The organism is Pseudoalteromonas issachenkonii (assembly GCF_002310795.1).
Taxonomy (GTDB): Bacteria; Pseudomonadota; Gammaproteobacteria; order Enterobacterales; family Alteromonadaceae; genus Pseudoalteromonas; species Pseudoalteromonas tetraodonis.
The window spans coordinates 3025957-3038697 of record NZ_CP011030.1 but is presented as its reverse complement, the minus strand read 5'-3'; the positions used below and the strand labels follow the sequence as shown (position 1 = coordinate 3038697).

The following is a 12741-nucleotide window of genomic DNA, read 5'->3' as shown; positions in this document are numbered from 1 at the left end:
GAGAAACACGACATGGTAAAGCAGTGGTTTAGGTCTGGTTCTCCTTGGATTTGGATGACCGGTGGTGCCGTCAGCATCAGTTTAATTTCAGTAATTGGTTTACTCGCCATGATTGCATGGAAGGGATTAAGCTTTTTTTGGCCATCTCAAGTTATGCAATATGAGCTTGAGGGCTCGATTACTAAACAAACCGTTATTGGTGAAATTTACGACCGTGAATTAGTACCTAAGTCGCGTTTAGCGGCAACCGGTATTGATGTTTCTAAATTTGAAAAAGACGAGGTTGAGCGTTTACTAATTAAAACCGGTAACCGTGAGTATGTAGATTTAGACTTTCGCTGGATACTTGAAACTGATATTACACAAAGCTCAGCACCAAAAGCACTCGCGGTATTTGAGCGTAGCAAAAACGGTAACTTTTACGGTTATGTAGAATCAGTAATCAAAGATGGTGAAACAATAACTACAGATAAAGTTGAAACATTACATGATCTTGTAGAGCGTGCGGTTGACTTAAATGACGAAGCACTGGATTTACAAAATGGTGATATTGGTCATATAAACTACGAGTTAGAGCGTTTACGTTTGCAGGAAAAAGCCTATTTGCTTGATAACGAGCTAACTGATGAGCGCGTAGCTGAACTTGCTCAAGCCCGTGCTGATTTACGTGCGCAATATGGTGAGCTTGAAAAAGAGTTATTTGCACTGCGTAACCAAGCTAAGCGTGACCAAGTAACTGTGAAAGATATGCGTGGTGAGATTGTTACTATCCCGCTTTATCAAGTGTTGGATGTATGGTTTCCAAACGATATGGGCTTTTTTGCTAAACTAGGCCATTACTTTGTGCAGTTAGGCAAGTTTGTTTCAGATGACCCACGTGAAGCCAATACCGAAGGCGGTGTATTTCCTGCTATCTTTGGTACGGTATTCATGGTGATGTTAATGGCTGTGATTGTGACACCATTTGGTGTGGTTGCCGCCATTTATTTGCATGAATATGCAGCTAAAAACGCAATTACTAAAATGATCCGTATTGCGGTTATTAACTTAGCGGGTGTTCCGTCAATTGTATATGGTGTATTCGGTCTAGGTTTCTTTGTGTATATGGTAGGTGGCAGTGTTGACCAACTATTTTACCCAGAGTCATCGCCTACGCCTGTATTTGGTACACCCGGTGTGATGTGGTCGGCACTCACCTTAGCTATATTAACTCTGCCTGTGGTAATTGTGTCAACCGAGGAAGGTTTATCTCGTATTCCAAGCACAGTACGTGATGGTTCATTAGCACTGGGCGCGACTAAGGTAGAAACGTTATGGCGAATCATTATTCCTATGGCCAGTCCTGCTATTATGACGGGGTTAATTTTAGCGGTTGCTCGTGCTGCGGGTGAAGTTGCACCGCTTATGCTGGTGGGTGTGGTAAAAATGGCACCAACGTTGCCGCTTGATGGTAACTTCCCTTACATACACTTAGATAGAAAGTTCATGCACTTAGGTTTTCATATTTACGATGTTGGCTTTCAAAGCCCTAACGTTGAAGCGGCGCGTCCGCTGGTATATGCAACGGCCTTTTTGTTAGTGTCGGTTATTATTACCCTTAACATCACCGCCATTGGTATACGCAACCATTTACGTGAAAAATTCAGATCGCTTGAGCATTAATTTAGTATAGGTAACAAACATGATTACAGTCGCTCCAAAAGTAAACCAAGCAAAGCCAAGCTTGAAGTTAGATTTAAATAATTTAACAGACGAACAAAAAGCGCTAGAAATTAAAGATCTCGACCTTTACTACGGTGATAAACAAGCACTGAGTAAAGTAAATATGAACATTCCGAAAGGCCAAGTAACGGCATTTATCGGTCCGTCGGGTTGTGGTAAGTCAACTTTGCTGCGTTGTATTAACCGTATGAATGACTTGGTTGATATTTGTCGCATAGAAGGCGAAATAATGCTGCACGGGCAAAATATTTACGACAAAAGCGTAGATGTTGCTGCGCTTCGTCGTAATGTTGGCATGGTGTTTCAGCGTCCAAACCCGTTTCCTAAATCAATCTACGAGAATGTGGTTTACGGTCTTCGCCTGCAAGGGATCAAAGAAAAGCGTAAACTTGATGAAGTGGTAGAGCAATCGCTACGTGGTGCGGCATTATGGGATGAAGTAAAAGACAGACTTCACGATAGCGCATTTGGTTTATCGGGTGGTCAGCAGCAGCGTTTAGTTATTGCTCGCTCAATTGCGATAGAGCCAGAGGTATTATTACTTGATGAACCAACATCAGCACTCGACCCGATTTCAACTTTAGTGATTGAAGAACTAATTAATGATTTAAAGAATAAGTTTACTGTGGTTATTGTTACTCATAACATGCAACAAGCAGCGCGGGTATCTGATCAAACCGCGTTTATGTATATGGGTGAGCTCATTGAGTATTCAGATACCAATACCTTATTTACCACACCAACGAAGAAAAAAACTGAAGATTATATTACCGGACGCTACGGCTAGTCGGGTTAAAACGCTAAAACAATGAATTATTAAAGAAGGTCATTATGGAACACAACATTAATAAACATATTTCTGGTCGTTTTAACCAAGAGTTAGAAGATGTGCGAAACCATGTACTGAGTATGGGTGGGTTGGTTGAGCAACAACTTAATAGCGCGCTTGATGCAGTTAGCAAAAACGATGCGGTATTGGCACAAAAAGTACGTGAAAACGACTACAAAGTTAATGCAATGGAAGTCAGTATTGATGAGGATTGCACCCGTATTATTGCTAAGCGCCAACCGGCAGCCAGTGATTTACGTTTAGTAATTGCAATAGCAAAAACCATTGCTGATTTAGAAAGAATTGGTGATGAAGCTAAGCGAATTGCTAAAGTTGCACTAGACTCATTTACTAAGGATCAACAAGATTTATTAGTAAATATTGAAAATATGGGTCGCCAAGTATCTAAAATGCTGCATGACGTTTTAGATGCATTTGCACGTATGGATGTGCAACGTGCATTTGAAGTGCATAAAGAGGATGCTAAAGTAGATAGAGAGTATGAAGCTATCACCCGTCAAATAATGACGTACATGATGGAAGATCCGCGCTCAATTCCAAAAATTATGGATTTAGTATGGTCTGTTCGCTCATTAGAGCGTATCGGTGATCGTTGTCAAAACATCGCTGAATATGTCATTTATTTTGTAAACGGTAAAGATATTCGTCATACATCTCAAGAAGATATTGAAAAATCACTGTAGTGATACGAATAACTAGAAAATAAGAAAGGCAGTAATACACTGCCTTTTTTATTTTTTGTAAATAATTGAATGAGAAAAAGCGTTCACAATCTAGCTTAATGCTGTAAAATTCACGCTGAACAGCATATTGAATTGATTAAAGGGTCAGTTATGCCAACAAATTTTTTAGGTGTTTTTGCAAAATCACCTATAAAACCAATAGAAGAACACATCAGAAAAGCGCATCAAGCAAGCGAAAGTTTGATACCTTTTTTTAATCATGTTTTTAAAGAAGAATGGCAACAAGCTGAAGAGCTACGTTTAACTATTCGTAATTTAGAACGTGAAGCCGATGAAATGAAAAGAACTATACGCTTACAACTACCTGGCGGATTATTCATGCCGGTAGAGCGTACAGACCTTCTCGAATTAGTAACCCAACAAGACAAAATTGCTAATAAGGCAAAAGACATTGCTGGGCGTGTAATTGGTCGTGAGATGATCATACCAAAAGAGATTCAAGAAGACTTTTTGGCGTATGTAACTCGTTGTGTTGATGCAACAAAACAAGCATCTAAAGCGATTAATGAATTAGAAGAATTGTTAGAAACGGGCTTTAAAGGCAGAGAAGTTACTCTGGTTGAAAAAATGCTCGTAGAATTGGATGCCATAGAACAAGACACGGATGAAATGCAAATTAGAATACGCCGCCAACTACGTAAAGTAGAAAGTGAGCTAAATCCAGTAGATGTAATGTTTTTATACAAAATCATTGAATGGGTTGGCGAGCTTGCAGATATTGCAGAGCGCGTAGGATCACGTCTTGAGCTGATGTTAGCTCGTTAATTTAAAATCAGTTCAAACACGAAAGATTAAGGTTACACAATGGATATCATTGCATCTTACGGCACGGTATTAATTTTAATTGCCGCAGCAGTCGGCTTTTTTATGGCTTATGGTATTGGCGCAAATGACGTTGCCAACGCGATGGGTACATCAGTAGGTTCAAAAGCACTTACCATTAAACAAGCGATTTTTATCGCGATGATTTTTGAGTTTGCAGGTGCTTATTTAGCCGGTGGTGAAGTAACATCAACAATTCGTAAAGGGATTATTGATGCGGCCCCATTTGCCGACATTCCTGAATTGATGATTTTAGGTATGATCGCCTCTTTATTTGCCGCGGGCAGTTGGTTATTAATGGCCTCGTTTTTAGGCTGGCCGGTATCGACGACTCATTCAATCATTGGCGCTATTATTGGCTTTGCTCTGGTTGCAGTAGGCACAGAGGCTATTCAATGGGGTAAGGTTGCCGGTATCGTAGGTAGCTGGATTGTAACGCCGGCGATATCAGGTTTTATAGCGTACTTAATATTTATGAGTGCGCAAAAGCTGATATTTGATACAGACGCTCCACTTAAAAATGCCAAGCGCTTTGTACCAATATACATGGGTTTAGCTGGCTTTATTATGGCACTTGTGACCATTAAAAAAGGCTTAAAGCACATTGGTATTAATTTAGGTACCTTTGAAGGTTTTGCTATTTCTATAGGTATAGCGGTACTAGTTGCTGTTATTGGTAAAATTGCGATTTCTCGTTTAAATATCGATCCTAAAGCGGATAGAGAAATGCAGTTTAACAATGTAGAAAAAGTGTTTGCAGTACTTATGGTGCTAACAGCCTGTTGTATGGCATTTGCTCATGGTTCTAATGATGTTGCTAATGCAATTGGACCACTAGCTGCTGTTGTAAACATTGTTGAAAATAATGGTGAAATCGCGAAGAAAGCGGCTATTGCTTGGTGGATATTACCACTGGGTGGTTTAGGTATTGTTGCCGGTCTTGCTATTTTAGGCAAAAAAGTAATTAAAACCATTGGTGAAGGAATTACACATTTAACACCAAGCCGTGGTTTTGCTGCTGAATTAGCCGCTGCATCTACCGTTGTTATTGCATCGGGCACAGGCTTACCTATCTCAACCACACAAACCCTAGTGGGTGCCGTGTTGGGTGTAGGTATGGCACGTGGTATTGCCGCACTTAATATGGGTGTAATAAGAAATATTGTAGTTTCTTGGGTAATTACATTGCCAGTTGGTGCTGCCCTTGCTATTGTTATTTTCTACGTACTAAGAACCGCTTTTGGGGTTTAATAAAAAGTACTTAAAAGACTTTTAGCTTGAAAAGATCTCAACGCCCTTGGTGTTGGGGTCTTTTTATTTGTGGAAAGAAAAATGACCAATCTCCCTAGTATAAAGCAGCTACAGTATTTATTAGCTGTGCATCAGCATCAACATTTTGGCCGCGCAGCAAGTGCCTGCTTTATTGGCCAGTCAACGCTGAGCACCGCAATTCAAAATTTAGAAGAGACCTTAGGGTGTCAGCTTATAGAACGAGAAAATCGCAGTCTTATGTTTACCACCATTGGTGAAGAGGTTGTTGAGCGTTCAAGAAAAATCATTAACGATACTATTAGCTTAAAAGAGCTTACTAAAAGCTTTTTAACGCCGCTTAGCGGCACATTAACGGTAGGTGTTATTCCCACGATTGCGAGCTTTATTGCAGCGCCTCTTTATCACTTTTGTCAGCAAACGTTTGCTGACTTAGAGTTAGTTTTAGTGGAGGATACCAGCGACAAGCTACTTGATAAGTTAGAGCACGGGCAAATTGACTTGGCACTATTAGCGCTGCCCTACGAAACCGATAAATTTCATACTCAAGTACTTGCACAAGATCATTTTAGCTTAGTGCACCATAAAGACTACACACCAGCTAAAGGCATTGAAGACTTTAATTTACTACCAGAAGCGAGTGTATTTTTACTTGAGCGAGAGCACTGTATGACTGGGCATGCGCTCAGCGCGTGCCATTTAAACCGCTCTAGCTGTATAAATCCCTTTGAGGCAGCTAGCTTACATACTTTATTGAGTATGGTTGAGTATAAACTTGGCGTGACTTTTTTACCGCAAATGGCGATTAACGCGGGTATTTTAGAAAACAAAAACATGCTTGCTACGCCATCACAAGGTGATGCCTATCGTGATATTGGTGTACTGTGGCGCAAAACAACGGGGCGGATTCGTGACTTTAAATTGTTTAGCCAACAGTTAGAGGTCTTTTTGAAAAAGCAGTGCAGTGTTGATTTTAAGTAACGTAAAAAAAGCGTATTAGAGATAATACGCTCAATAACACAGGGAATTAAAGTGGCTGCTTGTGCTGGTCATGGTAGCTCTCTAGAGGCGGTAAAAACAATAAGTAAACCCATACAACAACATTGAAGTAAGGCACCAGTCCAAGCACTGTAAAGGTTTTTACAGGGTAGCCTTTAATCTGGGCATACTTGTAACATTGAAGCGCAATAGCAAAGTGTATAAACAATAATAACGTGATTAGTTGCGTCATAAACATCCTCCTTATGACCAAATGTCCATCTTTAAGAGTATAGACATCTAGACGATAAGAAATAAAGATGTCATGTAAAATTAAGGTAATCACTTAATTTTCATGACATTGTGCTGCCGATAAGCAAAGTATAGGTTAGATGGGCAATTTTGGTAGAAATAAATTGCTTAAATTTGTTTATTAATGTTTATAGTGATGTGAGGGTATCTTGATAAAAAATAGGGTTGTTCTTTATTTTTTCTAATTCAATCAGTACCTTGTCGATAGGGACAGGGCGAGCAATAAAATAGCCTTGCCCGTAGTCTACGCCTATTTCTTTGAGTGCAAAAAATACTTCAGCGGTTTCCACATATTCAGCCACAGAGCGCTTATCTAGTGACCGACTGATGTCATTTATGGCTTTTACTAGCGCTAAATCAATGGAATCGTTAAGCATATCGCGGACAAATGAGCCGTCAATTTTTACATGTTGGGCTGGTAATTGTTTAAGATAATTAAAGGTACTAAATCCGGTACCAAAGTCATCAATCGAAAAGTGGCAGCCTAAATTATTTAACCGTTCAATCATTTTACGGGTGGCAGCCAAATTATTAATGCTAGCCGATTCGGTTATTTCAAAAATAATTTTTGACGGAGGCACTTGATATTTTTCGAGGCTCGACTCTATTAACGGCAGTAAACGCTCATCTAAAAATGATTGTGCCGATAAATTTATTGCAACCTGAAGAAGCTCTGGGTGCGCAGCAACACTCGCAATACTGTTACGAATAACACATTGATCCATTAAAAAGGTGTCGTTAAGCATTTCCAATGAGGGAATAAATTGATTTGGGTAAATAAGTTCGTCGTCGAGCTTTAATCTCAGTAGTACTTCAAAGTAAGCAACCTGATTAGTTTTAAAGTCCCAAATGGGTTGATAATGAAGTTCTATACTGTCTTGTTGTAGAGCTTGGCGTACACCATGACCCCATTCTAAGCCCGTTTGCAGCGCATTGTTTTCACCATCTTGTTTTGAATAGCAATGTACTAAGTTACGGCCTAAATTTTTAGCAATATATAACGCAATATCTGATTGCTTTAAACATTCATTTGGATCGCAGTTATCAGCAGTAATTTGGGTTAAGCCAATAGAGCAGCTAATTGAATACACTTGATCTTCTGACTTAAATTGGTTGCCCTCAATGGCACTACAAATCCCCTCTGCAATTAAATGTGCATCTAATAAATTGGTGTTTTTAAGGATCACCGCAAACTCATCGCCACCCACACGGCAGATCAGGTGCTCATTACTAATATTGGCAATAAACAGTTGTGCCACTTCTTTTAAAACAATATCGCCTTGTTGGTGGCCTTTACTGTCGTTGATTATTTTAAAGTGATCAAGATCGATATAAATAAGCGCATGCTCAATATTTGCATAGGTATTTTCGCTTTGGCAAATATAGTTAAGTTGTTGGTCAAAGTAATAACGATTATGTAGGCCGGTTAACGTGTCATGCAATGCTAAATGGCGTAATTGAAGCTCAGCTTGCTTACGTTCATGAATATTATCGAGTGTGGCGGTAATGGTCGCGTTATTACTGCTATTTTTTATTAGCTGGAGGCGGCATTCAACCCACACCGAATTGCCATTTTTTTGTTGCAGTTTAACTTCTATTTTTTGTTTATTTGCGCCACCTTGTAAAATGTCATCAATAGTGGATTGTAACGACTGTTTATACTCTTTGGTACAAAATGCAGTTAATGGTTGTTTCAAGGTCGATTTAACCCCAAAACCACTCAAAGACTCCCATGCAGGGTTTATAAAGCGAATATTGCCTTGCTGGTCTAGCTCAAGCACCACGGTATTTAGGTGCAATAAAATACGTTGATGTGCTGAAAACAGGTCGCGATACTTTACTTCACTAATACTTAATTGCTGCACTTTATTGGCAAACTCAGCATAGCTGACCATAAAGTCTTCACGACGAGCTGCGTGGTCACAGACTTTATTTAAAAATGAGGGATCGTAAGGGGCGCGAATAAAGTCGGTAACGCCTGAAAGTAATAACTGCTCGGCGTAATCGGCATCGTTTTTGTCAATAATAGTAACAATGGCTTGCTGAGGGTTATGCTGCAGAATTTTTTCGACTAATTGATTTGAGCTTTCTGCTTGTGCCGCTGTGGCATCCAGTAGCACGATAGCAAAAGGCTGCTGATTATAAGCACTTAGCGCCGCTTTCTCAGTTGTAACATGGGTGATAGCAAAGTTAAGTTTTAATTGCTCACTCATGTCGTTTGCTCTGCTGGCAAAGGGTTCTAATAACAACAGGTTTAAGCGACTACTTTTTTCTAAATGACTCGACAGAACATTTGCGAGTATTTGCGGCAGAATATCTTGGCGCTCAAAAGGCAGTACCGCATCTATGCCATAACTTCGTGCAGTAGTCTCGGCGATTCGCTCACAATAAATCGGCGGAATAAGTAAAATAGGCGTATTTTTAGGCGTGTTTAGTAATCCAGAGCGGATCATACGGGAAAACCGCCAACCATCAATTTTACCTACATCTAAGCCAGTTATGATTATATTTACGCTTTGATTTTTTAATATTTTTAGGGCGTCTTGGCTGTCTGATGCTTCAATGAACTCAAACACATTAAGCCTCTCTAACGTGGCACGAATAGTCTGGCGCTCATCATTACTTGCATTCAATATTAGCAATTTAAGCTGTTTTGCCACGTAGGTACCACTCCGAGAGATGCAGATCATAAAACAGTAAGAGTAATGATATTTAGCGATAAGAACAAGCGTATTTAACCGCTATTTTAAATGTAGTTCATTGATGGCTAATTAGGGAGAATATGTGGGATATCTTGAGCTTCATTACTAATAGTTAAATACCCAAACCACCTCAAAATGCAGAATTCAGCGCTTCACAGGGGCTTAATATCAAGGCGATACTTTGCAGTAATGGTAGTCCCTTTCAAGAAGTAGCAACGATGAGAGTATGCCCCTGTGAAACGCCCACGGGTTGGCTTAAAAGCGATTTATACTGCGTTATTGATATTAATAATAGAACCACTATTATTTGCAATCAATGCCTTGCCTAAATCGCTTTTAATTCCGACGACACTCGCATTTTGAGGTGGTTTAAATATACCCAAACCACCTCAAAATGCAGAATTCAGCGCTTCACAGGGGCTTAATATCAAGGCGATACTTTGCAGTAATGGTAGTCCCTTTCAAGAAGTAGCAACGATGAGAGTATGCCCCTGTGAAACGCCCACGGGTTGGCTTAAAAGCGATTTATACTGCGTTATTGATATTAATAATAGAACCACTATTATTTGCAATCAATGCCTTGCCTAAATCGCTTTTAATTCCAACTGAAACTCGCATTTTGAGGTGGTTTGGGTATACACTTGGCGCGATTTTAAATGATGTGGAATTCTAACAATGCGCGTAGCTGATTTTAGCTTTGACTTACCTGATGAATTAATTGCTCGTTTTCCTAAAGCAGATAGAACGAGTAGCCGTTTATTGAGCCTAAACGGGCCAACTGGTGAGATTGAGCATAAAATATTTAGTGACATTCTCGAACTGGTTAACGAAAACGACTTATTGGTTTTTAACAACACCAAAGTAATACCTGCGCGTATGTTTGGTCAAAAAGAATCTGGCGGTAAAGTTGAGGTACTCGTTGAACGCGTATTAGACGAACACCGCGTACTTGCGCACATTCGTGCTAGTAAATCGCCAAAACCGGGCAATGTACTCATTTTAGAGGGCAAAGCAAAAGCTATTATGGTGGCACGCCATGATACCTTATTTGAGCTTGAGTTTGACCGCAATGAAAATGTGCTCGACATTTTAAATGATGTGGGCCATATGCCGCTTCCTCCTTATATTGACCGCCCAGATAACGAAGCCGACCGTGAGCGTTACCAAACGGTATATGGCGAAAAGCCAGGCGCTGTTGCTGCACCTACGGCAGGCCTTCATTTTGACGATAAACTCATGGCTGCGCTCAAAGATAAAGGCGTGCAAATGGCGTTTGTAACCTTGCACGTTGGTGCTGGCACCTTTCAGCCTGTAAGAGTTGAGAGTGTTGATGAGCACATCATGCACTCTGAATATATTGAAGTGCCACAAGATGTGGTGGATGCGGTTGCAAGCACCAAAGCCAAAGGCGGGCGAGTGATTGCTATAGGTACAACTTCAGTACGCTCACTTGAGTCTGCAGCAAAAATACATGGCGGCAAGCTAGATACTTACTTTGGCGATACCGATATCTTTATTTTTCCGGGTTATCAATTTAACGTTGTTGATGCCATGGTAACTAACTTCCATTTACCCGAATCAACTCTGATCATGTTAGTTAGTGCCTTTGCAGGGCAAGACAACATTATGGGCGCTTACAATACGGCGATTGAACAACAGTATCGCTTTTTTAGCTATGGCGATGCGATGTTTTTGACCCGTAAATAATTTACAGCGTTATCGGTTTTTATTTTACTCCTAAGCATAGTGAATTTCTCACTGCTAATAGTAATAGGGTGGTAAAAAGGGTAGAATCGAGCGGTTAAATTATAGCTTGTTGGACTGTTTTTCCGACACAGAGGATATTATGAAATTTGAATTAGACTGCACCGATGGCAAAGCACGCCGCGGTCGCTTGATTTTTGACCGAGGTGTAATAGAAACACCAGCGTTTATGCCTGTAGGCACTTATGGCACGGTTAAAGGCATGACACCTGATGAAGTTAAAGCAACGGGTGCACAAATCTGTTTAGGCAATACATTTCACTTAATGTTGCGCCCTGGTACTGAAATCATTAAGCAGCATGGTGATTTACACGACTTTATGAATTGGGATTTCCCAATTTTAACTGACTCAGGCGGCTTCCAAGTATTTAGCCTTGGTGCAATGCGTAAAATCACTGAAGAAGGCGTGATGTTCCAATCGCCTGTAAATGGTGACCAAATTATGATGTCGCCAGAAAAATCAATGGAAGTACAGCGTGATCTTGGCTCAGATATCGTGATGATATTTGACGAATGTACGCCGTACCCTGCCACAGAAAAAGAAGCCAAAGACTCTATGGAGCTTTCTCTTCGTTGGGCTAAGCGTTCAAAAGAAGGGCATGGCGACAACCCTTCAGCATTGTTTGGTATTATTCAAGGCGGTATGTATCCTGAGCTTCGTGCACAATCACAAGCTGGCCTTGAAGAGATTGGTTTTGATGGTTATGCACTCGGTGGTTTATCGGTGGGTGAGCCTAAACATGAAATGATTAATATTCTTGATCATTGTGCTTATAAAATGCCAGAAAACAAACCACGTTATTTAATGGGTGTAGGCAAGCCAGAAGACTTAGTTGAGTCGGTTCGCCGTGGTATAGATATGTTTGACTGTGTAATGCCAACGCGTAATGCACGTAACGGTCACTTATTTATTACTACTGGCATCATAAAAATCCGTAACGCAGTGCATAAAACAGATACTGGCCCACTTGATCCAGAGTGTGATTGCCATACCTGTAAGAATTATTCGCGTGCTTATTTGCATCATTTAGACAAATGTAACGAAATTCTTGGCGCACGACTAAACACTATCCATAACTTACGATACTATCAACGTGTTATGGAAGGTTTGCGTAATGCTATTAGCGAAGGTCAACTAGAGACATTTGTACACGATTTTTACGCTCGCCGAGGCCAAGAAGTGCCAGAGCTAGCTGATACAACAAATTAAAATTTAAAAATTAAAGAGGAAGTATTATGAGTTTATTTATTTCAAACGCACATGCAAGCGCTGGCGCACCTGCAGCAGGCGGCGGTATGGAAATGCTAATTATGTTAGCGATTTTTGGTTTGGTTTTTTACTTTTTAATTTACCGCCCGCAAGCAAAGCGCGTAAAAGAGCATAAAAGCTTAATGAGCGCGATGGCAAAAGGCGATGAAGTGCTAACCCAAGGTGGTTTAGTGGGTAAAATCGTAAAAATTGCTGAAGATAAAGACTTCATCGTGATCTCATTAAATGAGCAAGCAGAAGTAACTGTACAAAAATCAGCAGTATCTGCTGTACTGCCTAAAGGCACAATGAAGTCGCTATAAAAATAAT

At 40.3% G+C, this 12741-nt stretch carries 11 protein-coding genes; 9 read left to right on the top strand and 2 right to left on the bottom strand.

From position 1 onward, the window contains the following. The first annotated feature begins 12 nt into the window (after positions 1–12). The 6 genes from pstA to PISS_RS14040 all read left to right on the top strand — a co-directional run bounded on the left by pstA (position 13) and on the right by PISS_RS14040 (position 6387). Entirely contained in the window at positions 13–1662 is a 1650-nt protein-coding gene (gene pstA, locus PISS_RS14065; protein WP_013465994.1) for a phosphate ABC transporter permease PstA, read from the top strand. A gap of 19 nt (positions 1663–1681) precedes the next feature. Further along, positions 1682–2509 (top strand): phosphate ABC transporter ATP-binding protein PstB, encoded by an 828-nt coding sequence (gene pstB / locus PISS_RS14060; RefSeq protein ID WP_008114812.1) that lies wholly within the window; start codon positions 1682–1684, stop codon positions 2507–2509. Between the two features lie 44 nt (positions 2510–2553). Next, the gene (gene phoU, locus PISS_RS14055) at positions 2554–3255 is read left to right on the top strand and encodes a phosphate signaling complex protein PhoU (protein ID WP_008114815.1); all 702 of its coding nucleotides are present in this window, start codon (positions 2554–2556) and stop codon (positions 3253–3255) included. Positions 3256–3405: 150 nt separating this feature from the next. Next, complete coding sequence (locus PISS_RS14050; protein ID WP_008114817.1) at positions 3406–4080, top strand: TIGR00153 family protein; 675 nt, start codon at positions 3406–3408, stop codon at positions 4078–4080. A gap of 39 nt (positions 4081–4119) precedes the next feature. Then, complete coding sequence (locus PISS_RS14045) at positions 4120–5388, top strand: inorganic phosphate transporter (protein ID WP_008114819.1); 1269 nt, start codon at positions 4120–4122, stop codon at positions 5386–5388. Between the two features lie 81 nt (positions 5389–5469). Next, on the top strand, positions 5470–6387 hold the full coding sequence (locus PISS_RS14040; RefSeq protein WP_013465992.1) for a hydrogen peroxide-inducible genes activator: 918 nt from the start codon (positions 5470–5472) through the stop codon (positions 6385–6387). Between the two features lie 46 nt (positions 6388–6433). On the opposite strand, the gene PISS_RS14035 is transcribed toward PISS_RS14040, so the two are convergent. Then, the gene (locus tag PISS_RS14035; RefSeq protein WP_058155304.1) at positions 6434–6637 is read right to left on the bottom strand and encodes a hypothetical protein; all 204 of its coding nucleotides are present in this window, start codon (positions 6635–6637) and stop codon (positions 6434–6436) included. 187 nt (positions 6638–6824) lie between these two features. Beyond that, complete coding sequence (locus PISS_RS14030; RefSeq protein ID WP_008114824.1) at positions 6825–9356, bottom strand: EAL domain-containing protein; 2532 nt, start codon at positions 9354–9356, stop codon at positions 6825–6827. Positions 9357–10073: 717 nt separating this feature from the next. Here PISS_RS14030 and queA point away from each other — a divergent pair. From queA to yajC, 3 genes are all read left to right on the top strand, one after another. Continuing rightward, entirely contained in the window at positions 10074–11105 is a 1032-nt protein-coding gene (gene queA / locus PISS_RS14015; RefSeq protein ID WP_058155303.1) for a tRNA preQ1(34) S-adenosylmethionine ribosyltransferase-isomerase QueA, read from the top strand. A gap of 139 nt (positions 11106–11244) precedes the next feature. Beyond that, complete coding sequence (tgt, locus tag PISS_RS14010; protein ID WP_028835575.1) at positions 11245–12372, top strand: tRNA guanosine(34) transglycosylase Tgt; 1128 nt, start codon at positions 11245–11247, stop codon at positions 12370–12372. A 26-nt stretch (positions 12373–12398) separates the two neighbouring features. Next, complete coding sequence (yajC, locus tag PISS_RS14005) at positions 12399–12734, top strand: preprotein translocase subunit YajC (protein ID WP_010391747.1); 336 nt, start codon at positions 12399–12401, stop codon at positions 12732–12734. The last annotated feature ends 7 nt before the right edge of the window (positions 12735–12741 follow it).